This is a genomic window from Sphingomonas citricola, from assembly GCF_019429535.1.
Classification (GTDB): Bacteria; Pseudomonadota; Alphaproteobacteria; order Sphingomonadales; family Sphingomonadaceae; genus Sphingomonas; species Sphingomonas citricola.
On the sequence record NZ_JAHXZM010000002.1, the window covers coordinates 177,833 to 202,417 of the forward strand.

Sequence of the window (24,585 nt, forward strand, 5' to 3'; positions counted from 1 at the left end):
CTAGCTCACCCGCGGTCGATCGGCTTGGCGCGGCCGTCGGGGCCGACGCTCACCATCGTGAACAGGGCGGTCGCTGCGTGACGCCGGTCGCCGCGCAGCAGATCCTCGGCCCATAGCGCGACCTCCACCCGGACCGAACTGCGTCCCGTCATCCGCACCGCGGCGATGAGTTCCACCATCTCCCCCTCGCGGATCGGTGAGGTGAAATCGACGCGGTCGGATGCCGCCATCACCATGACCGCGCGCGCGTGCCGCGTCGCGGCGATGAACGCCGCCTTGCCCATCATCTTGAGCGCATCGCCGCCGTAGAGCGTGCCGTAATGATTGGTCTGGCCGGGAAAGACCATGTCGGCGAGGTGAAGCGGCGTGCCCGCATCGTCCGCCTCCTCGGCCGCGCCCGGCTCGATCGGCGGGAGCGGCAGGCGGGTCTGCGGCCCCTTCTGCGCGACCAATGTGAAGCGACCCCGCGTGCACAACCGCCGCTCCCCCGTAACGGGCGCTTCGGCCACCAGCTCGACCTCGACGTCGAGCGCGCTGGTGCCGACCCGGATCACGCGGCCGGTAACCTCCACCATGTCGCCCGCGCGCGCCGGCGCGGCGAAGTCGATCTTCTCCGATGCTGCGGTGACGAACGGCGCGCGACCGTGGCGCGACGCGGCCAGGAACGCGACCTTGTCCATGTGCGCCAGCGCCACCCCGCCGAACAAAGTGCCGTGGTGGTTCGTGTCGCCGGGAAACACCATGTCGATCAACCGCACGCGGCGTGCGGTCGCGTGCGCCGCGGCGGTCGTCATGCGCCGAGCTCGCGGCGGACGATCGCCGCGCCCGCGCCGAGCGCGCGCAGCTTGCCCAGCGCGACGTCGCGCGACAGCGGCGCCATGCCGCAATTGGTCGCGGGCATCAGCTTGTCGGCATCGACGAAGCGCAGCGCCGCACGCAGCGTCTCCGCGACCTCGTCGGGCGTCTCGACGGTGTCGGTCGCGACGTCGATCGCGCCGACCATCACCGTCTTGCCGCGGACGAGCTCGATCAGGTCCATCGGCACGCGCGAATTTCGGCATTCGAGCGAGATGATGTCGATCGTCGATCGCTGGAGATTGGGGAAGGTCTGCTCATACTGGCGCCATTCCGCGCCCAGCGTCTTCTTCCACTCGGTATTGGCCTTGATGCCGTAGCCGTAGCAGATGTGAACCGCGGTCTGCGCCTTCAGCCCCTTCGCGGCGCGCTCCAGCGTCGCGATCCCCCAGTCGTTCGCTTCGTCGAAGAAGACGTTGAACGCGGGTTCGTCGAACTGGATGATGTCGACGCCCGCGGCCTCCAGCTCGCGCGCTTCCTCGTTCAGGATGCACGCGAACTCCCACGCCAGCCGCTCGCGGCTGCGGTAATGCGCGTCGTAGAGCGTATCGATCATCGTCATCGGCCCTGGCAGCGTCCATTTGATCGGCTGATCGGTCTGCGCGCGCAGATAGCGCGCGTCGTCGACGAACACGGGGGCGGGGCGCGATACCGCGCCGACGACGCTCGGCACGCTTGCATCGTAGCGGTCGCGGATGCGGACGGTGCGGCGCTGCTCGAAATCGACGCCGGCCAGATGCTCGACGAACGTCGTCACGAAATGCTGGCGCGTCTGCTCGCCGTCGCCGAGGATCGTGATGCCGGCCTGCCGCTGATCGTCGACGGCAAGGCGCAACGCGTCGCGCTTGCCCGCGTCGAGGTCGTGGCCGGCGAGCTTCCACGGCGACCACAATGTCCCGGGCTCGGCGAGCCACACGGGCTTGGGCAGGCTGCCCGCGGTGGTGGTGGGCAACAACGTCGTCATTGATCGGGTACCTTTGTCGAAGGGGGGTGTCAGGCCGCGGCGGTCGCGGACCAGCGCGCGAGGAGCGCGGCGTGGGGCCTGATGAAATGCTCCTCGGCGAAGCGCCCCTGTTCGAGCGCCAGCCGGCTGCGCTCCTCGCGGTCGTAGACGATGCGCGTCAGCGAGAAGTCCTGGTCGTTCAGGCTCGGTCGATAATCGTGCGCCGCGACCGAGTTCGCGTTGTAGATCTCGGGCCGGTAGATCTTCTGGAACGTCTCCATCGTGGCGATCGTGCTTGCCAGTTCGAGATGGGTGTAATCGTCGGGCAGGTCGCCGACATGGTAGAAGGCGAGCGGTGCGACCGCGTGGGGTGGCATGAAGTAGCGCACCGTCATCCCCATTTTCGCGAAATACGCGTCGGTGGCGGAGTGGCGGTCGTTGCGATATTCGATCCCCAGCACCGGATGCGCGTTCGCGGTGCGGTGATACACCTCCCGGCTCGATACGCTCAGGCAGATGACGGGGGGCTTCGCGAACCGGTCGCGGTACGCGCCCGCGCGCAGGAAATGCCGGAACAGGTTGCCGTGGAGATCGCCGAACCCCGCCGGGGCGCTGCTGCCGGGGTGATCGCGCAGATGGTCGGGCAGGACCACGCTGAAATCATAGTCGCGGATGTAGGACGAGAAATTGTTGCCGACCATGCCGCCGATCCGCGCGCCCGAGCGCCGGTCGGTGACCACCGTCTCCAGCATCTCGATCAGCGGAAAGCGCTCGTCCGCGCGTGCGTCGTCCAGCCCGAGCTCGACCGTGACGATCGACAGGGCGACCGCGTACCGGTCCCCTGCGGGGTTGTCCCAGTGCATCAGCGAATTGAAGCGGTTGTTGATCATCGCCAGCGTGTTGCGCAGGTTGGCCTGCCGGGACGCGCCGCGCGCCAGATTGGCAAAATTGGTCGTGATCCGCGTGTTGTCGGCGGGCCGATAATCCTCGTCGAACGGGATGCTGCTGATCGTGAACGTGACGTCGCCACTCATGTCTCACCTGCTTCTTGTCGGGCAGGGGGGCAGAGGAGCGCGCACGGCGAGGCCCCGCGGACGCGCACCGACGCCCAGGCCTTGCCTTTCAAGCGCGATCCGTCGGAGGAACCCCCGTCCGAGGAACGTTATCGCGCCGAAGGCAGGTCTCCTGGCTCACGGGTCAACACGGTGGCTCCGGCCTTCCCAGGCTCGGTGCAGAGCCCAGTGACACATGATGGAGCCGCCGCTCGCCGCTTACAGTTGCGGGGGCAGCGCCGGATTCTGTCCCTGGGGACACCACCGGCTTCCCGTCTTAGCCCCACCGCCATGCCTGGGATGGGGAACCTCGACGCCCTGATCCAACACCACCGGAGCACGCCTGTCAACCGAGATATAAAGAATTCTTTATATGTTGTGCCGACGGTGAGAAGGGAAAGCATCCGATTCCTCCCGCACCGTGCGTGGATCTCACCGGCGTGCTACGGGCGCCGTGATGTCGAAAACCCACAGCACCGACGGCACCGTCGACGTCGACGGCGCCGCGTACGAATGGCACCTCCAGCGCGAACCGCATCAATCGGACGACGAAGGCTGGAAGGGCATGACGATCGCGCTGGTCGCGCAGGGTGGCAAGCGCGCGGCCTGGGTCGAATTCCCGCCGCCCAAACGGTTGCTGAAAGGTCTGCCGCGCGGGCGGCTCCAGTTGGACGATGCGACGATCGCGCGCTGCGTCCGCGCCGCGCTGTCGGCCGGGTGGGAGCCGATGTCGCGCGGCAAGCCGGTCGTGTTCACGGTCGACGCGCAGGGTAATTGACGCGCGCGCGCCTTGCCGGCGCGCGCGATACGTCACCGATTAATCAGCAGCATTTCGGGGTTGCAGTGAATTATCGTCATTCCTTTCACGCGGGCAACAGCGCCGATGTCGTCAAGCACGCGCTGCTGATCGCGATCGTGCGTGCCTTGCAGTTGAAAGAGGGCGCGCTGACGCTGATCGACACGCATGCGGGGTGCGGGCTGTACGACCTGGCGGGCGACGAAGCGCAGCGGACGGGCGAGGCCGTCCACGGCGTGGTGCGCGCCTTTGCCGAGCCGGACGTGCTGCTCGACGATTACCGTGCTGCCGTCCGCGCGGTGAACGTCGCGGACGACCCGAAACTCTACCCCGGTTCGCCGCGCTTCCTCGCGCAACTGCTGCGCGCGCAGGACGCGCTGATCCTGAACGAGAAACACCCGGCCGATGCGCAGACCCTGCGCGGTGCGATGCGCGACACCCCGGCTGCGGTGCACGAGCGCGACGCGTACGAATTCTGGCTCGCGATGGTGCCGCCGCGCACCGCGCGCGGCGTGGTGGTGGTCGACCCGCCGTACGAGCAACTCGACGAACGCGCCCGCATCGTCACGACGCTGGGGCTCGCGCAGCGCAAATGGGGGCACGGCGTCACCGTGATCTGGTACCCGCTGAAGGATCGCGGGGTGCATCAACGGTGGAAGGAGCAGTTGCGCGCGCTCGCGATCCCCAAATTCCTGAGCATCGAACACTGGCTCTACGACGCCGACCTGCCCGGGGTGTACAACGGCGCGGGGCTGTTCATCGTCAACCCGCCCTACGCGTTCACGCAAGCGCTGCCGCCGCTGCTCGAGGCACTACGGCGCACGCTCGCGCCCGAGGGGCATCGGGGCGAGATTTCCGTCCACTGGCTTTGACCGAACCTCTGGAGGGGGCGGCACCGGTCGCGCGGGAGTAGGACTGGGGCGAGCGATCGTTCAGCGGCACGTCGGTCATGCCCGCCTCGACGGGTCGTAGATTCACGGCGACGTATTCATGGGACCGATGTGGTCGCTCGTCCGTTCCTGTCGACCGTTCCACCCCTGTTCGACGGATAACAGCGACCATGCCCGACCATTCCTCGTCCCCGGTATTGCAGCCCGTGCAGATCGGCGATCTCTCGCTGCGCAACCGCATCGTCATGGCCCCGCTCACCCGCAGCCGTTCCGACGACAACGGCATCCCGCCCGACTTTGCCGCCGACTATTACGCGCAGCGCGCCGATGCCGGGCTCATCATCACCGAGGCGACCAACATCTCGCCGCAGGCGATCGGTTACGCGATGACCCCGGGGATCTGGAACGATGCGCAGGTCGAGGCGTGGCGTCCGATCGTCCAGGCAGTGCACGATCGCGGCGGACTGATCTTCCTCCAGCTCTGGCATACCGGGCGCATCTCGCACCCCGATCTACAGGGCGGCGAGCCTCCGGTCGCACCGTCCGCGATCAAGCCGGTCGGGCAGGCCTTCACCAAGGACGGGATGAAGGATCACGTCACCCCGCGCGCGCTCGAAACCGACGAGATCCCGCAGATCGTCGAGGATTACCGCCGCGCCGCCACCAATGCCAAGGCGGCGGGCTTCGACGGGGTCGAGGTCCATTCGGCCAACAATTACCTGCTCGAACAGTTCGTGCGCGACAGCACCAACCAGCGCGATGACCGCTACGGCGGGTCGATCGAGAACCGGCTGCGCTTCCCGCTCGAGGTGGTCGACGCGGTGGTCGGCGTCTGGGGCGCGGGGCGCGTCGGCATCCGCCTGTCGCCAGCGACTACGCAGCCGGGTGAGACGCCGCTCGACAGCCAGGTGATGGAGACCTTCGGCCGCTACGTCGACGAACTGTCGCAGCGCGGGCTGCTCTACGTCCACGACATCGAGGGCGTGACGCAGCAGACGCGCGACGCCGACGGGGTCGATTTCGCCGCGCTGCGCAAGCGGTTCGACGGCGCCTATATCGCGAACAACCAATATACGCTCGACCTCGCCGAGGAGGTGCTCGCGCGCGGCGGCGCCGACCTGTTCAGCATGGGGCGCCCGTTCATCGCCAACCCCGACCTGATCGATCGCCTGCGTACCGGCGCACCGCTCGCCGAGGCGCCGAAGGACTATTGGTACGGCGGCGGATCGGTCGGCTATTCCGACTGGCCGACGATGCACGGCGACCGCGACTGAGAGCGGGTGGGGGGCGTATCGCTCCCCCAATGCTGAGGCGTGATTTCGGCGCGGTATGTCCGTGCCGCGACGACAAAGGGTGCGCGGGGTCGAGAAATCGGCCTCACGCGCTGGTCGGCCCGCGTTCGCATCGTCTGTGATGCATCGCCCACTCCTTCGGATTGGGCAGGACGGACGCGACGGCGGCTGAACGGCTCGTGCCGCTGGCGCGCTGGGTTAATATGCGGCGGCAATGCTCGACGTCGGCCGCCGCCGCGTCGTCGGGTAGTTACCGATCTCCGCTGATCCACACCCATCGCTTGTCAGCCCGCGCGCCATCAGGCGGCGTGCGCGGACGGTCCGATCAACACCGCCAGCCAGGACGCACGCACAGCCCGACGGGCCGGTCGACCCCGTCGCATCGAACCCACCCGACTCTCCCGAAACGTGACGCCGGGGTGGATCGATCGCTCTTGTCATCGCCGCCGATGCTTGAGAAGATTCGGTCGCTGGCAACGATGCCCACGGAGTTCGACCAAATGCTCGGCAATGGCAGGAAACGACGTCGTCGGCCGAACGTCGTCAGGACCGCGTGCGTGAAGCCCCGCGGGGCGGCGTGATGCGCGGCGTGGCGGTCGCGACCGCGCTGCTTTCCTGCGCGGCGGGCGCGCAGGCGCAGGCCCCGGCTTCTGCTCCGGCCCGATTGACCCAGCCGTCACCGCAATCGCTCAGCTTCGATGCCGCGCTCGCCCGGATCGACGGCACGTTGCCGGGGCTCTCGGGCGAGGATCACGCGGTCCGCGCGAGCGAGTTGATCGCGGACGCGACGCGGACGCTCCGTCGCCCGGTCGTCAGCGCGTCCGCCAGCGTGATCGAATATCAAAAGACGCTGTCGCTCGATCTGACGGGTGCGCGCGACGATGCGGCGACCGCGGCGACGGGGTTCCTGTCGCAACTGCCGGGTCAGTTCCCCGATGGGTTGCAGCAGATCGTCGGGCAGGTCGTGCAGCGCGTCGGCGCGGCATTGCCGACGATCTTCGGCGCGATCCCCGATACGCTGCGCTTCCAGACGCGCGACACCGTGTTCCGCCCGACCGTCACCGCGGCGATGCCGCTCTACACCGGTGGTGCGATCCCCGCGGTGCAGGCGGGGGCGGACGCCGCGGTCGGGGTCGCGCGCGCGAAGCAGGCGGGCGCGCGCGACCTGTCGCGCGTCGGGCTCGTGCGCGGCTATTTCGGTCAGCAGGTCGCCGCGCAATTGACGCGATCGACGCGCGAGACGCTCGCCGGGTTCGAGCGGCACCTGTCCGACGCGCAGCAGCTCGAACGCAACGGCGTGATTCCGCGCGCGCGCACGCTCCAGGTCCAGGTCGCGCGCGACGCCGCCGAGCGCGCGTTCCTGCGCGCGCAACTGGAGGAGGCGAGTGCGGCCGACGCCCTCGCGCGGCAGCTCGACCAGCCTTCGGGCGTGATCGCGGCGACCCCGCTGTTCGTCAATTCGTCACCGCTGCCGCCCGTCGGCGTCTTCCTCGACGGGGTCGATGCCACGCCGCGCGCGCAGGGCGCCGACGCGGCGCGCGACATCGCGCGCGCGGGCGTGGGGCTGGCCAAGTCACGGTACCGTCCGCAAGCCTTCGCGTTCGGCAGCTACAACGCCAACCGCGGCCACGCGCTGCCGACCGAGCCCGATTGGATCGCGGGCGTCAGCCTGCGCTACACGTTGCTCTCCAATTTCGATCGGCGAAAATCGCTCGATGCCGCGCGCGAGCAGGAACGCGCCGCGTCCGACGCGGCGGCGCAGGCGCGCAAGGACGTCGCGGTCGAGATCGTGCGCGCGTGGAACCTCGCCGAAACCGCGCGGCGCTCGTTCCTGCTGCTCGATAGCAATCTGGCGGCCGCACGCGAGAACTTACGGGTCCAGCAGATCTCGTTCGCGGAGGGCGAGACGCCGTCCTCCTCACTCGTCGACGCGCAGGCGACGCTCGCGACGACGCAGACGCAGCGGATCGCGGCGGCGTACGAATATGACCTCGCCCTCGCAGGCTTGCTCGCCGCGAGCCACCGCGTCGATGATTTCACCACCTATCTGGCGCGCGCCGACCGGCGTCTGGGGAACGAGCAGTGAGCGACGAGCCGACCACATCGCCAGCGCGCCGCGCGCGTCCGATCGCGATCGCCGTCGCCCTGATCGTCGTCGCCGTCGTCGTGCTGGGGCTATGGCTGGCGAGCCGTCCCGCGCCCGAGCAATTGCAGGGCATGGTCGATGCCGACGAGGTGAATGTGGGGACCAAGGCGCTCGCCCGCGTCGAGCGACTGATCGCGCAGGAGGGACAGCGGGTCCAGTCGGGCACGCTGCTCGCCACGCTGTCGAGCCCGGAGATTGCGGGCGGACAGGCGCAGGCGCAGGGCGCGCTCGACGCGGCGCGCGCGGTCGCGTCGGAGGCGAACGAGGGCGCGCGCGCCGAGGATATCGCCACGCTGCGCGCGACGTGGCAGGCCGCGCAGGCCGCCGCCAACCTCGCGGCGGTCACCAGCCGGCGCACCGCCAATCTCTACGCCGAGGGAGTCGTCGCCGCGCAGCGCCGCGACGAAGCGGCGGCGGCGCGCGACAGCAGCGCGCGCAACGCCGAGGCCGCGCGCCAGCAATACGTCAAGGCGCTGTCGGGCGCGCGTCCGCAGAGCAAGCAGGCCGCCAACGCGCAGGTCCGCATCGCCGAGGCCGGACTGCGCACCGCCGCCGCGCTGGGGCAGGAGACGCGGCTCGTGTCGCCGATCGCGGGCGAGGTCGCGCGCAAGCTCGTCCAGCCTGGCGAGGTCGTCAGCCCCGTCATCCCCGCCTATCAGGTGATCGACATCGATCACCCCTGGGTCGCGCTCAACCTGCGCGAGGATCGCTTTCAAGCGATCGGGATCGGCTCGGTGCTACGCGGGCATATCCCGGCGTTGCAGCGCAACGCGGACTTCAGGGTCTATCTCGTCGCGCCGCGCGGCGACTTCGCGACGTGGCGCGCGACGCGCGAGGCGTCGGGCTACGACGTGCGGACCTTCGAGATCCGGCTCCATCCCGCGGCCCCGATCGCGAAGCTGCGCCCGGGCATGAGCGTGCTGTTCGACTGGCCGCAATGACCGCGTTCCGCCGGGCGTGGTCGCGCGAGGTCGAGCACCTGCGCCGCGATCCCTGGGACCTCGCCGGGATCACCGTGCTGCCCGGACTCCTCATTTTCGTCGTCGCCGCGCTGTTCTGGCAGGGTCCGCTGCGCCAGATCCCGCTCGGCATCGTCGACGACGACGCGGGCACCGCCGGCCGCGCGGTCGTCCGGGCGCTCGCCGCATCGCCGATGATCCGCGTCGAGGGACGCTATCAGGGTGAGGCCGCCGCGGTCGGCGCGGTGCGCGCCGGGCGGATCATGGGGTTCGTGCACATCCCGGCGGGGCTGGGCGACGGCATCGCCCGGCACCGCGGCGCGGTTTTGCGCATCCTCTACAACGGCAGCTTCCTGACCGCGGGCGGACAGGTGGCGAGCGCGGCCGAAGACGCGGTGACCGCTGCCTTGCCCGACATCGCCGCGGAACGCCTGCCCAATCACGCCGTGCCCGCCAGCCGTGTGCGTCGCTTCGCGGTCGAGGCGACGCTGCTCGGCAACGCGCCGATCAGCTTCGAATGGTTCCTGGGGCTGTTGATCTTCCCCGCGGTGCTGCACCTGAACGCCGCCTGCGTCTGCGCGATGGCGCTCGGGCGCGAGCTTCGGGACACGTCGCTCTCGGCCTGGGCACGCGCCAGCGGCGGGGTCGTGCCCGCGATGGTGGGAAAGATGCTGCCCTACGTCCTCGCGATCAGCGCGTGGGGGCTCGTCTGGCTGCTGTACCTGACGCTCGCGCGCGGGTGGCGCGTCGAAGGGAGCCTGACCCTGATCGCGGGCGGGCAGGCGCTGTTCTACGCCGCGACCGCCGCGATCGCCGCGCTGCTGGTCGCGGCGACGCGCGAAACCGCGACGGCGCTGTCCGCGAGCGCGGTCTACGCCGGATCGGCGCTCGCCTATTCGGGTGCGACATTGCCGCTGAACGGCGGGCACGCGTTCGCGCGGATCTGGAGCAACGTGCTGCCGCTCACGCATTATGTCGCGCTGCAGACGGGGCAGGTGAGCGGTCAGGCGCTCGCCGCCGCCGTCGCACCGATGGCGTCGCTCGCCGCCTATGTCGTCGTCGCGGGCGGCGGCGCGGCAGCGATCGTCGCGGCGGCGGGGCGGCGGCGGGCATGACCTTCGACCGCGCCTTTGCCGCGACGTGGCACGCGATCCTCACCTCACGCACACTTCTAAGCATGATGCTGCTGTCGGTCGTGCTCTACGCCTTCTATTACCCCGCACCCTACGCGCACGAGGCACCGCAGAAGCTGCCCGTCGTCGTCGTCGATCAGGACAACAGCGCGCTCAGCCGCGCGATGATCCTCGACCTCGATGCCACCCGCGCGGTCAGCGTCGTCGCGGTCGTCGCCGACCCTGCCGCCGCGCGCGCCGACATGCGCGGGGGCAAGGCCGACGGGATCGTCCTGATCGCCGACGGGCTCGAGCGGCAGTTGCGCGCGGGCACGCCGGGGTCGGGCGTCGCGATCTGGGTAAACGCGACCTATCTGCTGCGCGCGAGCACGATCGGCGAGGCGGTGAGCGCGGTGATCCGCAACATCGCGCAGACGCGGCTGCTGCCGGGCGGCCAGATCACCCGCGCCGGCGCACCCGTCACGATCGTCAGGGAGCCGCTGTTCAACCGGACCGGCGGCTACAAGGGGTACGTCTTCCCCGCGGTCGCGATCATTATCGTCCAGCAGACGCTGCTGTTCGGCGCCGCGACCTTCATGGGCGGGCGGCGGCGGGCGGGGACGTGGCGGATGCGCGCCGCGGAGTTCGGCGGCACGCTCGCGGCCTTTTCCTCGGTCGGTGTGCTCGGCTGCTGCTTCCTCTTCGGGCTGGCGTTCTGGATCCAGGGGGTGCCCGTCGACACCGGCATCGTCGGCACGGTGATGGCCGTGCCGGTCTTCGCCACCGCGGTCGCCGCGCTGGGGCTGCTCGCGGGTAGCGCGATGGACCGGTCGGAGCGCGCGATGTACATGCTGGGGCCGACGTCGGTCCCGTTGTTCTTTCTCACCGGGGCGACCTATCCGCTCGATCAGATGCCTTGGTTCGTCGCCGCCTTCGCGCGCCTGGCTCCCTCGACCGCGGGCGTCCACGCCTTCGTGCCGCTCAACCAGATGGGCGCGACCGTTCGCGAGGTTGCGCTGCCGCTCGCGACGCTCGCGGTGCTGGCGGTCGGATATTCGTTGCTCGCTTATTGGCGGATCGTCGCGTCCGCGCAACCCGAGCGTGCCGGCGACTGACCGCGACGCAAATCGCGATCAGGTCTTAGCGCCCACGTCGCGCGACATCGTGACGATGAAGCCGGGGCCCGCCACCCGGCGCGCGACGGTCGCCTGCGGGCAAACCGCGGCGAAGGCGTCGGCTAGTTCCTCCGCACTCCACGCGCGGTGCGTGCCGGCGCGGATCAACCCGGCGCGGTGGAGATAGGTCGCCTCGGTGCAATAGACCGCGACCATGCCACCGGGGCGGAGCACGCGGGCTAGCTCGCGCAGCACCGGCGCGGCGTCGTGCCAGAAATAGGCCACGTTGATCGCAACGACCCGGTCGAACGCGGCATCATTGTAGGGAAGCCGGTCGAACCGCCCCTCCAATACCGTCGCGCGGGGGTGCCGACGCTGCGCGCGCGCGACCATCAGCGGCGCGTGGTCGAGCCCGTGGACGCACCCGTCGGGGGCGAGGGCGAGCAACCGGTCGAGCGCCTCGCCGCCCCCGCATCCCAGATCGAGCACCGCGCTGTCGCGGCGGATGTCGGCGGCGGCGAGCGTCTGGCGGATCACCGACCGGTTGGCCTGCGCCATCACCCACGCCAGCGCCTGCCCCGCCAGCCCGCGCGGGCGGCGCAATTGCCGGCCGAGCGCGGTGGCGAGTGCCCTCACGCCTTCAGCTTGGTGTTGATCTTCGCGAGCAGCGTCCGCATCTCCGCGCGGCGCCCTGCATCCCAGACCGGGCGCGCGCCGTTCACCGGCGCGGCGAGCCCGCGCAGCACATAGGTCCGCGCTTCCGCCGGATGGCCTTCGTCCTTCAGGAAATCGGCGTAGAAGAAATTATTGTCGAGCCCGCGCGGATCCTGCTTCAGCGCGGCCTCGAGCAGCCCGCGCGCCTTGGCGGTATTGCCGAAGCCGATCGGGAAGCCGGGCACGCGGTAATACAGCACGCCCAGGCTCATCTTCACGCCGCCGTCGGCGACGTTCGGGTCGATCGCCTGCGCGCGCTCCAGGATGGTGCGTGCCTGTTTCGCCAGCCCCAGTTGGCGTAGCACGCTGGCGCGCGCAGCTTCCTCGCTGACGACGATGCCCTGCCACAACAGCGGCTCGGCACGATTGGGGTAGCGCGCCGACACCTGCGCCGCGCGCGCCGCCAGCGCGTCGAGCTCGCGATATTGCTCGCCGCGATCGGCGACCTGATAGCGGATGTGCGCCCATTGATCGTTCACCTGCTGGACCGCGCGATCCATCGCGGGATCGTTGCTCGCGAGCGCGGGGGCGCTGGTCCACGCGAGCGCGGCGGCGGTCAGCACGGTGACGATGGTGGCGATACGGGTACGAACCATGATTGCGTCCAGCTCCGTTGTGAAAGGAATGGGGATCAGGCGAACAGTGCGCGCGCGGTGGCGATCTGCTTGGTCAGCCCCTGGTCGACCACGCGCGGCATCAGCGCGTTCAGCTGCGTGAACAGTCGCTCGGGCATCCCGATCGACACGTCGTGCGCGCGCTGCTCGACCGCGCGCATGATCCGGTCGGCGACCTGTTCGGGCGCGTCGGCGTTCATCCTCGATGCGGCCATGAAGCGTTCGATCAGCGGGGTGTTGAACCCGGTGCGCACCGCGCGCGGGGCGATGTGGGTCACCTGGACGCCGCGGCCGTGCAACTCGCGCCGCAGCGCCTGGCTCAGCCCCTTCAGCCCCGCCTTGGCGCTCGAATAAGCGGTGAAATAGGGGTAGGGCACCGCGCCCATCACTGACCCGATGTTGACGATCTGCCCCTCGCCGCGCTCGATCATCTGCGGCACGAGCGCTGCGGACAGGATCGCGGGCGCGACGAGATTGACCGCGTAGCCGAGCGCGATCCCCGTCGGCCCCTGGCGCTCGATCGGCCCGAAATACTGCAGCCCTGCGACGTTGAAGAGCACGTTGACGCGGCGGTTGCGCAGCCGGTCGGTCAGATCCTCCAGCGCGGCGATGCTCGACAGGTCGCACACGATCGCCTCGTTGCAGCCCGCCGCGCTCTGCCGGTCGATCCCGGTCACGCGCGCGCCCGCGGCCCGCAGCCGCTCGGCGAGCAGGCCGCCGAGCCCGCCCGCCGCGCCCGTCAGGACGACGTGCTGCCCCTCAAGCCGCGACACGCGGCTGCTCCAGCTCGATGCTCGCGAACATGCCGCCGAACAGCGCGAAGATCGCGCGCGCCATGTCGATGATCGCCTGTTGATCGGCGGGATCGTCGATCGTGTTCATCAACCGCTCGAAAAAGACCATGTGCTCCTGGTCGAGCGCGCCGTGCGAGGTCAGGTAGCGGAACGCGCCCGCGGGCAGCCCCAGTGTCTGCTGCACCGCGCCCGCACCCTGGCTCGCCATCGCGATGCTCGTCCCCTCCAGCACATAGACCATGCCGAAGAACGCGGCCGGGTTGCCCTCGCGGATCGTGCGATAGGCGTGGTCGACCATCGCCTTGGTCGCGGGGGCGGGCTCGCTCGCCGCAACCGCGTCCGCGTCGCCGCCCGCGGCCGCGATATCGGCGAGGATCCACTGCTCGTGCCCGGTCTCTTCCTCGATATATTCGTCGAGCGCGTGGACGAGACCGGGGCGATCCCCCAGCCGCGCGCGCGCTTCCTCCATCAACGGCACCGTGTGGCGGACGTGGTGGTATGCCTGCGCCAGATAGGCGATGTAATCGGCGACGGTGATCCGCCCGGTCAGCCCGGCGATCAGTTGCGGCGTCACCGCGAAACGCGCCTGCGCCTCGCGCGTCTCGGCGACGAGCCGGTCGAAGAAGGGTTGCGGCATGGGGTCCTCCGATGGAAAGGCTTGGTCGATCGCGGCGCGGCGCAGCCGGCCGTTGCCGGTCAGCAGCCCGGCGGACGGGGTGAACGGCGGCACGACGCGCCACTGCTCGACCCGCGCGTAGGGGGGCAGCGTCGCATTCGCCGCGGCCACCGCGGCGGCGACGTCGGCGTCGGGCCGCGCAGGGACGATCAGCGCGTCGAGGCGCGCGCGCCCGTCGCCGCGCACCATCGCCTGCGCGATCGCGCCCGTCGCGGTCAGCGCGCCCTCGACCCATTCGGGTGAGACGTTGCGCCCGTGGCTCGTCACGATCAGCGCGGACTTGCGCCCGTCGATCCACAGCCGCCCCGCCGCGTCGATGCGCCCGATATCCCCGGTCGCGAGCGGGCCGGGCGCCCGCGGCGCACCGATCGTGCCCAGGTGGACCGGGCCGTCGATCATGATCTCGCCGTCCGCGGCGAGCCGGATGCGGTTGGTGCCGATGCTGTGCCCGACGCTGCCGCGCCCCGCCGCGCCGCCGTCGTGCAGCGTCACCACCGACCCGCACTCGGTCATGCCGTACCCCTGCCGCACCGGCAGTCCGACCGCGTCGGCGGCGTCGAGCAGGTCGGTCGAGACGCGCGCGCCGCCGACCGCGACCAGCGTCAGCCGCGGCAGGCGGACGCCGCGCGCGCGCATCATCGCAACCAGCCCGGCGAGCAGTTCGGGGACGAGGATCAGCGACGTGATCGCCTGTTCCTCGATGACCTCGAGCATCCGCGCGACGTCGGGGCGGAACGGGTCAGCCATCCCGACGCCCGCCTGCGGCAGCGCGACATAGGTCCCGCCCGCGATGATCGTCGCGTACAGGCCCGCGACGGTTTCCAGCAGGATGCCGGGCGGCAGCAGGGGGAGATGCCGCCCGGCGTGGTGGACACCGAGGTGATCCACCACCCCGCTCGCCACCTGGGAGATGTGCGCGAACGAGAGGCAGACGCCTTTGGGGGTGCCGGTCGACCCCGAGGTGAAGGTGATGCGCCCGGTCCCCTCCGGCAGCGCGGCGCGCGCGTGGGTGAGCGGCTTCACCGACAGGCGAAGCGCCGGCGTGCCCGACTGCCGGTCGACCTCGACCGCGCCCGCGATCAATCGGCCCGCGCCCGCTAAGGCGATCGCGCCTGCTGCCTGTTGCGGCAGAAAGAACGGCGGCAGCGCGATTGTCGCGATCCCGGCGTGGGCGGCGGCGAGTTCGAGCACCGTTTCGCCGACGCCGTGGTCGAGCTGCGTCGCGATCGGTCGCCCGTCGTCGCCCGCGCGCAGCTCGTCCGCGGTGCGCGTGACCAGCGTGGCGAGATCGCGCCAGCAAAGCGGCGTCGCGCCGTCGATCGCGATGTCGTCGGGCCGGTCGTCGGCATGGCGCCGGATCGCGTCGAGGAGCAGGCTCATGCCCGGCCCCGCGGCAGTGCGGCGTCGAGCGCGGTGCGGCAATCGGCGATCGACCCGGCGCAGACGCGCGGGTCGCTGTCGTAGTAACGGCCCCATGCCGCCGGGTCGTCGACCGCGTCGCGCAACGCGGGCGCGATGACCGTCAGCGGCAGTGCCAGGCGCGCGAACATCGCGCGCAGCGGGCGGGTCATCACCGCGACCGCGACATCGGCCTCGTCGCTCAGCGTTTCGGCGGCCTCGCGCCACAGGGCGATCGTCGCGTGGCAGTGCTGCGACGCGTGGCAACCGATCTCGACGATGCGCGCCCGCGGGACAGGGCGGGCGAGCCACGCGCCCAGCACCTGCTCGATCGGCGCGTCGAGATAGCGTTCGAGGAACAGCGTCGCGGACCCCGCGCGTCGCAGCCCCAGCACCGCCTTCGGCGCGTCATCGTTCGCGACGCACAGGTAATCGGGATAGTCGCTCGTCGGGGTCGCGCCGTGGATCGCGCCGTAGCGGGATCTGATCAGCGACTGGATCGCGGCATCGTGCATGAAGCATCCTCGGCAGATGCTCCAAGGACGCCGTGCCCGCGCGCCTACCCCAGTCGTCGCGCGGATATTTTACCAGCGGCGCGCGATCGACACCGTCAGCGTGCGGGGGCGGACCGGCGTGTGCTGCGCCGACTGGTCGATGGTGAAGGGATTGCCGAACGCGAAACTGTCCGCGCGCGTGTCGAGCAGATTGTCGACAATTGCCTGCCACGTCCAGTCGCCGCGCTGCGCGGTCCACGACAGCGTGGCAAGCGGCACCGGTTCGCTCTCGCGATCGAGCCCGGGATCGAAGCTCAGGCGGTTTTCCCCGACATAGCTCGCGCGCATCGCGGCGCGGTGGTGCCACTCGCCGCCGGCGAAGGCGTATTCGACGGTGGCAAATCCGCTCAGGTCGGGCACGACGGGCAGGCGGCGATCGCCACCTGCGGCCGCCGCGGACGTCTGCTCCAGCCGCGCGCGCTGCGCCAGCACCCCTGCCGCCCACGTCCAATGATCGTCGGGTCGCCACCGCAGCGTCGCCTCGCCGCCCAGATTGTGCGCGTCGCCCGCGTTGCGGGTCGAGATCAGCCCGGTCGCACCGATCAGATCGGCCTGCACGTCCGACCAGCGCGCGCTGAACAACCCGACATCCACACCCAGGCGATCGTCGGCACTGCGCCAGCGCACGCCGAGGTCGAAGGTCGACAGATCGTCGGGGCGATAGCGCGACGCGGCACCGCCCGGACCGATCCCGCTCTCGACCCCGCCGGGGCGAAATGCGGTGGCGTAGCGCGCGAACGCCACCAGCCGCGGGTCCGGGGACCAGGTCAGCGACAGCGATGGCGTCGCGCGAATGACGGTCCGGTCCGCGATCGCCTGGTCGCCGCGTTCGCGCCGGCGGTCATCGACTGCCGAGCGCGACGCGCGCACGCCGCCCGTTACATGCCACCGCGACGCGAAACGCCACGTCGCCTCGCTAAACAGCGCCGCCTCGCTGATCTCGCGGCGGAAACGCAGCACGTCGCGCGCGTTCGCGCCGTCGCTGAGCGTACCCGTCGCGATCGTCTGCGCCGACAACAGCGATCCCCCCGCGAGCCAGTCGATCGCCCCCGCGCTGCCGGCGAGACGCCCTTCGTAGTTCATCACGCGATACTCGCGACGATCGCGATAGGTCGCCGGGGCGGTGCCGCCGAGCGCCGCGGCCTTGCTCGACGCGTCGTAGCGCGCGCCCAGTTCCTGCCACGTCCCGCTCGCCGACACGGTCGCCGTCATCGCGCCGACCGGGCCCGTCGCGGCGAGGTGCGCGATTGCGACGTCGGTGTCCTGCGGCTCGGGCAGCCGCGCGCGTCGGGTCAGGCTGTCGCGCTTCTCGCTGTACTGGCTGTCGGCGATCCGCGCGGCCTGCGTCACGCCTTGCGCGTCGATCGTCCAGTTCGCGCCGACGGCCGCGCGCACTGCGACGCGCCCGCCGCTCGTCACCCCGTGATTGATGTCGCGCGCGCGCGCGTCGGTGTCGATCCAGCCGCCCTGCCCGACGCGGTAGGCGACCGCGCGCACCGCCAGCGTATCGGCGATCAACGGTACGTTGACCCACGCGTCGAGCGTGCCCGCGGGCGCGCCGTGCTGGGTGGCGCTGGCGCCGATCCGTATCATCCCCGCGCCCGTCGTCAGCTCGGGCTTGTTGGGCACCAGCCGCAGCACACCGCCCAGGGCGCCGGTGCCGTACAACGGTCCCTGCGGGCCTTTCAGCACCTCGACCTGCGCGATGTCGACCAGCCGCAGATCGGGGTCGGGCGCGTCGTAGGTCAGCCGCGCGTCGTCCAGTTGCACGCTGACGCTCGCCTGCCCGAACCCGTCGAACGGGCTGTCCGCGACCCCACGGATGAACAGCCGGTCGCGACCGGGGCCGAGGTTCGTCGCCGACAGCCCGACCACCTGACGCGCGATCGTCTGCGTATCGGGGGCGAGATCGAACCGGGTCAGCGCCGCGCCGCCCGCGACCGCGATCGCCGCGTCGACGTCACGCGCGGGCTGCTCGCGCTTCAGCGCGGTGACGATGATGTCGCCGCCGCCGACGGACGTCGGGGGAGCACTCATCGGCCGCAGACGAGGCGCCCCTCGCGTGACGGTTGGCGCCCGCTCGATCCGCCACACGCCGGGGGACAGCATCCGCGCGCGCCACGGCGTTCCGTGCAGCAGGCGACCCAGCGCGGCGTCGGGCGTGAACCGGCCGCGCAACCGCTTGACCGGGATTTGGGGCAACGGGGTCGGCCAGCCGAGCGAGATGCCGGTCTGCCGCGCGAGCGCGGCAAGCGCGGCGGGCAGGGGCAGCGCGGGCAGGTCGATCGCGCGCGCAGCCTCGCGCGCTGCGGCCGGTTCAGCGGCCGCTGGGTTCGAGGCGCACGCCAGCGTGATCGCTGCGAACCGCGACACCTGCGATCGACGCCACGTCCTTGGCCAACCTCTGACCGTCACCGATCGTCAACACCCCCGAGAAGCGGCGATCGGCGATGCGGGGATCGACCGTTACCGGACGCCCCGTATAGCGGGCGACATCGGATGCCACCAGCGAGAGCGGTGCTTGGTCGTAGACGAGCTGCCCCTGCCGCCAGCGCGCGACGTCGCCGCGATCGACCGGGGCGAGCGTCACCGTGTCGCCGTGCGCGACGAGCGCGCGGCCCGCGGCCAGCGTCACGGGCCGGTCGAGCCCGGCCGAGCCGACCGACACCTGCCCCTCGGCCACCGCGACGCGTGCGTCGCCGTCCGCGCCCGTCACCTCGAACCGCGTGCCGATGTCGCGCACCTCGATCGCGCCCGCGGTGATGCGCAGCGTCCGCGCCGGGTCGTGCGCCACGTCGAAGAACGCGCTGCCATTCAGCGCGAGTTCGCGCACGTCGCCGCCGCGCGCGACCAGCCGGCTGTGCGGCGCGAGCGTCGCGCTGACCCCGTTCGACAAGGCGACCTGCCGGACGCCAGCGTCGCTCGTCCAGCTCCGGTCGCTCGCCGCCTCGGGTAGCGCGAGCGCGACCGCCAGCGCGGCGGCGATCGCACCGCCCGCGCCCATCGCCCAGCGCCAGCGGTTCGGGGCGCGGCGGTGGCCGTATTCCGGCGCTTGCGCCTGCGGCTCGTGCGGCAGCAGCGCGCCGATCGCCGTGCGCTGCCGGGCGACGGCGTGGTCGATCGCGGCGAGCGCGTCGATCGCCGCGCGGTGGCGCGGGTCTGCCTCCAGCCACGTCGTGAAACCGTCCCAGTCCATGTCGTCGGCGTCCTGCGCGGCGAACCAGGCGGCAGCGGCTTCGCCGATCTCGGGGTCATCGTGCCTGTTCATGATGCGTCGCCTGTCACCTGATCATGACGCCGCCCGCGCCGATCACCCCAGTTGCCGTCCGCCGCCGGGGCATCATTATCGTCGTTCAGCATCCGCCGCAGGTGCGCCATCGCCACTGCCATGTGTTTCTCCACGCCCTTGCGGCTGATCCCCAGTTGCGCGGCGATCTCGGCGTGGCTCAGCCCGTCGATCTTGTGCAGCCGGAACGCACGCCCCGCACCCGGCGGCAGCGCCGCGATCGCGGCGGCGAGCCTGGTGACATTCTGCGACAACATCGCCGCCACCTCCGCCCCCGGATCGGCCAGATCGGCCTCACCCGCGCGCTGGTCGAGCGCGACGTCGGCCCAGTCCCGCTCGCGCGCTGCGCGTCGTCCACGCTCGCGCACATGGTCGAGCACCAGATTGTTCGCGACACGGAACAGATATGCGCGGCCGTTCGCGATCGGGCCGCTTCGCTCGGCCTCGATCCGCAGCCACACGTCCTGCATCAGATCCTGCGCCTCGGTTGCGTTGCCCGTTCGCGCGACGAGGAAGCGTTTCAGCTCGGCACGGTGTTCGATGTACAGCGCACGCAGTCCGGTTTCAGCGTTCGGGGTCATCGGCTCCGTCATGCGCTGCGACAAGGGTGGCCGATAAGAAGGCGCGACTGGCGGCATTCGTCAACGTTTGCCGGCCGCGACCGCGCGCGTTCAGTTGTCGAGCCGCTGGAACGGCAGGCTGAGCACCGACATGATGATCAGCAGCACGCCCCAGGTCGCGTAATAATAGAATTCTCGCGGGAACGACGCTGAAACGGCTTCGTCATCGACCCAACTGAGGTCGAGCGTCGATCGATCACGTTGATCCCGGTACGGCATCGGCAAGTCTCCCGTCTGCCAAGACGCCGGGGAGAGGCCCCCACCCTACCTTCGATTTTTCGGACGAAAGTAATCTACTGCTTCTCGGCCGGGGCACCCAGCACGCGGGGGTCGGCTTCAGAAACGGAAGGCGACGTCCACCCCGCCGCCGCCGCGCGCGCTCCACGGCGTCAGCCGAACCCGGTCGTCGCGTGACGCGGTCAGCAGCACTCCGCTGGCGATACCGATCCCCGCGCCCGCCAGAACATCGTGGACGTAATGTTTCGACGCGGCGACGCGCGCGGCGCCGACGAACGTCGCGACCGTATAGGCGGGCAGCCCGGCCTGCCAGCCGTAGCGTTTCTCGAGCGTTGTCGCGGCGGCGAACGAGATCGACGTATGTCCCGACGGGAAACTACGATCATCGCTGCGATCGGGGCGGCGTTCGTGCACCAGCTCTTTCAGGACGAACGTCGTCGCGCCCGCCGCCGCCATGCTGCCCGCCGCCATCGCATCGCCGCGCCAGTCGCCCTGCACCGCGGGCACGCCGAGCGCCGCCGCGACCAACACGTCGCGCGCGATGCCGCTCGCCCGGTCCCAGTCGCGGTCACGCGCCTGAGCGGTGGCGGGAAGCAGCAGCGCACTCGTCGCGATCAGGTAGCGCGCATGCCGCGTCATGCCGCGCGGTCCGTTGAGGCCATGCTTCATTCCCCTGGCTCGTCCACGCCGATCGTCGCGACGACGGGGTGGATCATAGCATTCGTGTCGAAGTCGTCGAGACGGCGATGCAGGGGGCCGGGACAAGCGACGCTAGCGCTGGACGTTCTCCGCGACCGCCTGCCACGCCGCGACCTCGTCGTCGAAGCGCCGCAGCACTTGGACGTCGCCCGCGCGCTCGGCGCCCAGGTCGACGTCGACTTCCCCCTCCCATTCCCAGGTCGCATTGCCGTGCAGCGTCACCATCGCGTCGACCTCGGCGCGTGCGCGTACCATGCCGCCGCGATTGAGCACCGCGATCTCGCGCCCGAACTCGATCCGCCCGGTCACGCACGCGGCATAGGTCGACGCCGCCATCGCGCTGCCGCAACTGCTGGTCAGCCCGACGCCGCGTTCGAACGTGCGCACGAACAGCGTGTCGTCCCCGCGCCGTTCGACGAACGAGACGTTGGCGCGGTTGGGCAACCACGCGGGTGCCGCCTCGCACGCCTCACCGACCGCGACCAGTTCGGCGTCGTCGATGTGCTCGATGAAGGTAACGAAATGCGGGTTGGGGATCGACACCGCGGTGTATGCGCGCGTGCCGGGCAGCGACGGCACGGGCGCGTCGATCAATCGCTCCGGCGCACCCAGGATCGGCCAGTCGGCGGTGGCGAGTGAGGCGGGACCCGCGGTCTCCGCCACCGTATAGACGCCGGGCGCCAGATCCCCGACGTGCTCGACCTGCGCGTGCGAGGTCTTGAGCCGCACGGTCGCCGTCTCGACCCCGAAGGCGGCGAAGCCCGCGCGCGCGACGCAGCGCAGGCCGTTCAGGCACGTCTCCGCCTCCGACCCGTCGCTGTTGAACATCCGCATCCCGAACGCGGACGCGTCGTCGCCCGGCACGAGCGCGAGGATACCGTCGCCGCCGACCGGCCCACCCCGCGCGGCGAGCACGCGCGCGAGGCTTGCCCATTCGGCATTCGACAGCGTCCAGTCGCGCGCGTCGACCAGCGGGAAATCGTTGCCCGAGCCGTGGCACTTGATGAAGCGCACCAGCATCAGCGGATACGCGCGGCGGCGAGGGTGATGGTCATGTCGGCTCCTATCGTCACGAACCGTCAACCGGCGCAACCCCGCCGCGGTTGCGCGACGCGCCTCCTCAATGCAGCCCGTAATGATCCGCGAGCCGATCGAGCGCGAGCCCGAGCACCAGCCGCCCGCTGCGCGCCGGCCAGCCGAGATCGCGCTCGGCCGCGGGCAGCCCTTCGCCCGCGCAGATGACGCGCCACAGGATGTCCGACAAACCGCGCCCCGCACCGTCGATCGCCGCGTCGAAGCGGCGCTTCGCCGCCACCTGCCGCTCGCCCGGCGTCAATCCGTCGCGGGTGCCGCCATCGACGCGCACCGCCCAGCGCATCGTGACGGCGGGGGCGATTGCCGCGGCCTCGTAATCGGCGCGCAGCCGCTCCCCGGCTTCGGCCTGACGGGCGGTCACCAATCCGCGCGCCAGGAGCCAGGCGAGCGGGGATTCGCGCAGGTTGACCGACACGCTGCGCCCGCCCGTGCGTGTTTCGGGCAGAACGGCACACTGCCGTCCGTTCGCATCGATCGTGCGCTCCACCAATTCACGCATATCGCCATCCCCCGTATCTGATCCGCGGTGGCCGATGGCACGATACGCGACGTGTAGGACAGCGACCGGCGTTCACGGCGGGCGAGGCCGCTCCCCCTCTTGCACGCCCCGCGGGTTCGGGCATGTTCGCGCCCTCTCGATCACGGAGTTCGTCTTGCGCACGATCCTCACCGCCCTCGCATCCACGGCGCTCATCGCGCTCGCCCCGCCGCTCCACGCGCAGGACAAGCCCGTTCCCGCCGCCGATGCCGCCAATCGCGCCTTCACCGGCAACGATCTGTTCGGGTTGCAGATGGCGAGCGATCCGCAGATCAGCCCGGACGGACGCACGATCGTCTATGTCCGCCGGTCGGGCGACGTGATGACCGACCGGATGCAATCGTCGCTATGGCTGGTCGACGTCGCGAGCGGGCGTCAGACGCCCTTCGCCGCCAGCGGATCGTCGCCGCGCTGGTCACCCGATGGCACGCGCATCGCCTATGCCGCGGGTGACGGCGACAACAGCCAGTTGTTCGTCCGCTGGCTGGCGAGCGGCAGCAGCGCGCGGATCACCGCGCTGCCGGGCGATCCCGGCGCGCTCGCCTGGTCGCCCGATGGCCGCCGGCTCGCCTTCACCGCGACCGTCATGGGGGAGGGGACGAAACTGGGCCGCGCGCCCGACAAGCCCGAGGGTGCGAAATGGGCCGAGCCGCTCCAGGTGATCGACCGCATTACCTACCGCGCCGACGGTCCGGGCTATATCAAGCCGGGTCGCGACCATGTCTTCGTCGTGGCGGCCGATGGCGGCGCAGCGCGGCAACTGACCTTCGGCGGCTACGACGATGCCGGGCCGCTGTCGTGGAGCGCGGACGGATCGCGCATCCTGTTCTCCGCGATCCGCGGCAAGGATGCCGACCGCCGCGTGATGGACAGCAATCTTTACGCAGTCGACGCAGGGTCGGGCGTGTTGACACAACTGACGATGCGCGACGGCCCCGATGCGTCCCCGCGCTTCTCCCCCGATGGTTCGCGCGTCGCGTGGCTGGGGTTCGATGACAAACGGCGCGCGTACGAGAACAGCGAGCTCTACGTCGGCGATCGCGGCGCCGCGAACGCCCGCTCGCTGACGCGCGCGCTCGATCGCTCGATCGAGGACGTGCAATGGGCCGGAAACACGCTCTACGCCTCGTACGACGACGACGGGATGCGCAAGGTCGCGCGCGTGGGTGAAGGCGGCGGCGTCACCGTGCTCGCCGACAATCTGAAGGGCGGCGGGCTCGACCGGCCGTATACCGGCGGCGATTTCTCGGTCTCGCGCGGCGGCGTCGTCGCCTACACCGGCGGCGATGGCAGCGCGCCCGCCGACATCTGGGTCGTGACCGGCGGCAAGTCGCGGCGGCTGACGAACCTCAACGCGACGATGCTGGAGGCGAAAGCGCTCGCGCCGATCCGCAAACTCTCGGTCACCGCGCCCGATGGGCGCGCGATCGACGCCTGGATCGCGACCCCGCCGGGGTGGCAGCCCGGCCGCCGCGTGCCGCTGATCCTCGAAATCCACGGCGGCCCGCAATCGGCCTATAGCCCGAGCTTCGCGAGCGATGTGCAGCTCTACGCCGCCGACGGCTACGCCGTCTTGTGGACCAACCCGCGCGGCTCGACCAGCTACGGCGCCGAGTTCGCCAACCTGATCGACAAGAACTACCCCAGCGCCGATTACGACGACCTGATGGCCGCGGTCGACGCCGCGATCGCCGACGGCACCGCCGATCCGGACAATCTGTTCGTCACCGGCGGGTCGGGCGGTGGCGTGCTGACCGCGTGGATCGTCGGCAAGAACAACCGCTTCAAGGCCGCGGCGACGCAGAAGCCCGTCATCAACTGGATCAGCGAGGCACTGACGATGGACGCGACGCTGTTCACCTCGCGCTACTGGTTCAACAAACTGCCGTGGGAGGATCCGATGGATTACTGGCGCCACTCGCCCTTGAGCCTCGTCGGCAACGTAAAAACGCCGACGCTGGTGGTGGTCGGCAGCGAGGATTACCGCACCCCGGTGTCGGAGGCGGAGCAATATTACGCCGCGCTCCAGATCCGCGGCGTGCCGACCGCGCTGGTCAAGGTGCCGGGTGCGAGCCACGGCGGCTTCACCGCGCGGCCGAGCCAGTCTGCGGCGAAGGCGTCGGCGATCCTCGCCTGGTTCGACCGTTATCGCGGCGCGGGCGCACCCGCGCAGGCGACGCCCGCGCAGTGATGCGAGCCG

23 protein-coding genes and 1 riboswitch are annotated in these 24,585 nt (G+C 70.7%); of the genes, 8 read left to right on the forward strand and 15 right to left on the reverse strand.

Annotated elements, in window-relative coordinates; translation table 11 throughout:
* Positions 1 to 5: 5 nt before the first annotated feature.
* Genes KZ810_RS04705 through KZ810_RS04715 form a run of 3 tightly spaced genes read right to left on the reverse strand, consistent with a single transcriptional unit; the run spans position 6 to position 2,832 of the window.
* Entirely contained in the window at positions 6 to 794 is a 789-nt protein-coding gene (locus KZ810_RS04705) for an acyl-CoA thioesterase (RefSeq protein ID WP_219767861.1), read from the reverse strand.
* A complete protein-coding gene (locus KZ810_RS04710) occupies positions 791 to 1,819 on the reverse strand; it encodes a methionine synthase (protein ID WP_219767862.1) in 1,029 nt (342 codons plus the stop codon). Before KZ810_RS04710 ends, KZ810_RS04705 begins: the two co-directional genes overlap by 4 nt.
* A 29-nt stretch (positions 1,820 to 1,848) precedes the next feature.
* Positions 1,849 to 2,832 carry a DUF1852 domain-containing protein gene (locus KZ810_RS04715; RefSeq protein WP_219767863.1) on the reverse strand — a complete coding sequence of 328 codons (984 nt, stop codon included), beginning with the start codon at positions 2,830 to 2,832 and terminating at the stop codon, positions 1,849 to 1,851.
* A 124-nt stretch (positions 2,833 to 2,956) separates the two neighbouring features.
* Positions 2,957 to 3,177: riboswitch (cobalamin riboswitch) on the reverse strand.
* A gap of 130 nt (positions 3,178 to 3,307) precedes the next feature.
* Here KZ810_RS04715 and KZ810_RS04720 point away from each other — a divergent pair.
* From KZ810_RS04720 to KZ810_RS04750, 7 genes are all read left to right on the forward strand, one after another.
* Positions 3,308 to 3,628 carry a hypothetical protein gene (locus tag KZ810_RS04720; protein ID WP_219767864.1) on the forward strand — a complete coding sequence of 107 codons (321 nt, stop codon included), beginning with the start codon at positions 3,308 to 3,310 and terminating at the stop codon, positions 3,626 to 3,628.
* A gap of 65 nt (positions 3,629 to 3,693) precedes the next feature.
* The gene (locus KZ810_RS04725; protein WP_219767865.1) at positions 3,694 to 4,518 is read left to right on the forward strand and encodes a 23S rRNA (adenine(2030)-N(6))-methyltransferase RlmJ; all 825 of its coding nucleotides are present in this window, start codon (positions 3,694 to 3,696) and stop codon (positions 4,516 to 4,518) included.
* Positions 4,519 to 4,706: 188 nt separating this feature from the next.
* Positions 4,707 to 5,810: an alkene reductase gene (locus KZ810_RS04730; protein WP_219767866.1), complete on the forward strand. Its 1,104-nt coding sequence runs from the start codon at positions 4,707 to 4,709 to the stop codon at positions 5,808 to 5,810.
* Positions 5,811 to 6,408: 598 nt separating this feature from the next.
* A complete protein-coding gene (locus tag KZ810_RS04735; RefSeq protein WP_219767867.1) occupies positions 6,409 to 7,914 on the forward strand; it encodes a TolC family protein in 1,506 nt (501 codons plus the stop codon).
* Entirely contained in the window at positions 7,911 to 8,915 is a 1,005-nt protein-coding gene (locus KZ810_RS04740; RefSeq protein WP_219767868.1) for an HlyD family secretion protein, read from the forward strand. The genes KZ810_RS04735 and KZ810_RS04740 overlap by 4 nt, the downstream gene beginning before the upstream one ends.
* Entirely contained in the window at positions 8,912 to 10,048 is a 1,137-nt protein-coding gene (locus KZ810_RS04745; RefSeq protein WP_219767869.1) for an ABC transporter permease, read from the forward strand. The genes KZ810_RS04740 and KZ810_RS04745 overlap by 4 nt, the downstream gene beginning before the upstream one ends.
* The gene (locus KZ810_RS04750) at positions 10,045 to 11,160 is read left to right on the forward strand and encodes an ABC transporter permease (protein ID WP_219767870.1); all 1,116 of its coding nucleotides are present in this window, start codon (positions 10,045 to 10,047) and stop codon (positions 11,158 to 11,160) included. The genes KZ810_RS04745 and KZ810_RS04750 overlap by 4 nt, the downstream gene beginning before the upstream one ends.
* 18 nt (positions 11,161 to 11,178) lie before the next feature.
* Here the strand turns inward: KZ810_RS04750 and KZ810_RS04755 are convergent, their stop codons facing one another.
* The 12 genes from KZ810_RS04755 to KZ810_RS04810 all read right to left on the reverse strand — a co-directional run bounded on the left by KZ810_RS04755 (position 11,179) and on the right by KZ810_RS04810 (position 22,346).
* Positions 11,179 to 11,796 (reverse strand): class I SAM-dependent methyltransferase, encoded by a 618-nt coding sequence (locus KZ810_RS04755; RefSeq protein WP_219767871.1) that lies wholly within the window; start codon positions 11,794 to 11,796, stop codon positions 11,179 to 11,181.
* Positions 11,793 to 12,470, reverse strand: a complete 678-nt coding sequence (locus KZ810_RS04760) for a tetratricopeptide repeat protein (protein ID WP_258044448.1) — start codon at positions 12,468 to 12,470, stop codon at positions 11,793 to 11,795. The genes KZ810_RS04755 and KZ810_RS04760 overlap by 4 nt, the downstream gene beginning before the upstream one ends.
* 35 nt (positions 12,471 to 12,505) lie before the next feature.
* Entirely contained in the window at positions 12,506 to 13,261 is a 756-nt protein-coding gene (locus tag KZ810_RS04765; protein WP_219767872.1) for an SDR family NAD(P)-dependent oxidoreductase, read from the reverse strand.
* Positions 13,248 to 15,338, reverse strand: a complete 2,091-nt coding sequence (locus tag KZ810_RS04770; protein ID WP_219767873.1) for an AMP-binding protein — start codon at positions 15,336 to 15,338, stop codon at positions 13,248 to 13,250. Before KZ810_RS04770 ends, KZ810_RS04765 begins: the two co-directional genes overlap by 14 nt.
* Positions 15,335 to 15,871 (reverse strand): thermostable hemolysin, encoded by a 537-nt coding sequence (locus KZ810_RS04775; RefSeq protein WP_219767874.1) that lies wholly within the window; start codon positions 15,869 to 15,871, stop codon positions 15,335 to 15,337. Before KZ810_RS04775 ends, KZ810_RS04770 begins: the two co-directional genes overlap by 4 nt.
* 69 nt (positions 15,872 to 15,940) lie before the next feature.
* Positions 15,941 to 18,283, reverse strand: coding sequence for a TonB-dependent receptor (locus tag KZ810_RS04780; protein WP_219767875.1), 2,343 nt, complete (start codon positions 18,281 to 18,283; stop codon positions 15,941 to 15,943).
* Positions 18,228 to 19,178 (reverse strand): FecR family protein, encoded by a 951-nt coding sequence (locus KZ810_RS04785; RefSeq protein WP_219767876.1) that lies wholly within the window; start codon positions 19,176 to 19,178, stop codon positions 18,228 to 18,230. Before KZ810_RS04785 ends, KZ810_RS04780 begins: the two co-directional genes overlap by 56 nt.
* Positions 19,175 to 19,789, reverse strand: coding sequence for an RNA polymerase sigma factor (locus tag KZ810_RS04790; RefSeq protein WP_258044449.1), 615 nt, complete (start codon positions 19,787 to 19,789; stop codon positions 19,175 to 19,177). The genes KZ810_RS04785 and KZ810_RS04790 overlap by 4 nt, the downstream gene beginning before the upstream one ends.
* Positions 19,790 to 19,867: 78 nt before the next feature.
* Entirely contained in the window at positions 19,868 to 20,035 is a 168-nt protein-coding gene (locus KZ810_RS04795; protein ID WP_219767877.1) for a hypothetical protein, read from the reverse strand.
* Between the two features lie 117 nt (positions 20,036 to 20,152).
* Entirely contained in the window at positions 20,153 to 20,722 is a 570-nt protein-coding gene (locus tag KZ810_RS04800; protein WP_258044450.1) for a phosphatase PAP2 family protein, read from the reverse strand.
* 102 nt (positions 20,723 to 20,824) lie between these two features.
* Entirely contained in the window at positions 20,825 to 21,772 is a 948-nt protein-coding gene (gene dapF / locus KZ810_RS04805; RefSeq protein ID WP_219767878.1) for a diaminopimelate epimerase, read from the reverse strand.
* Positions 21,773 to 21,872: 100 nt separating this feature from the next.
* On the reverse strand, positions 21,873 to 22,346 hold the full coding sequence (locus KZ810_RS04810; protein ID WP_219767879.1) for a DUF6456 domain-containing protein: 474 nt from the start codon (positions 22,344 to 22,346) through the stop codon (positions 21,873 to 21,875).
* A gap of 154 nt (positions 22,347 to 22,500) precedes the next feature.
* Between KZ810_RS04810 and KZ810_RS04815 the strand changes: the two genes are divergently transcribed.
* Positions 22,501 to 24,576, forward strand: a complete 2,076-nt coding sequence (locus KZ810_RS04815; RefSeq protein WP_258044451.1) for a S9 family peptidase — start codon at positions 22,501 to 22,503, stop codon at positions 24,574 to 24,576.
* Positions 24,577 to 24,585 lie beyond the last annotated feature (9 nt).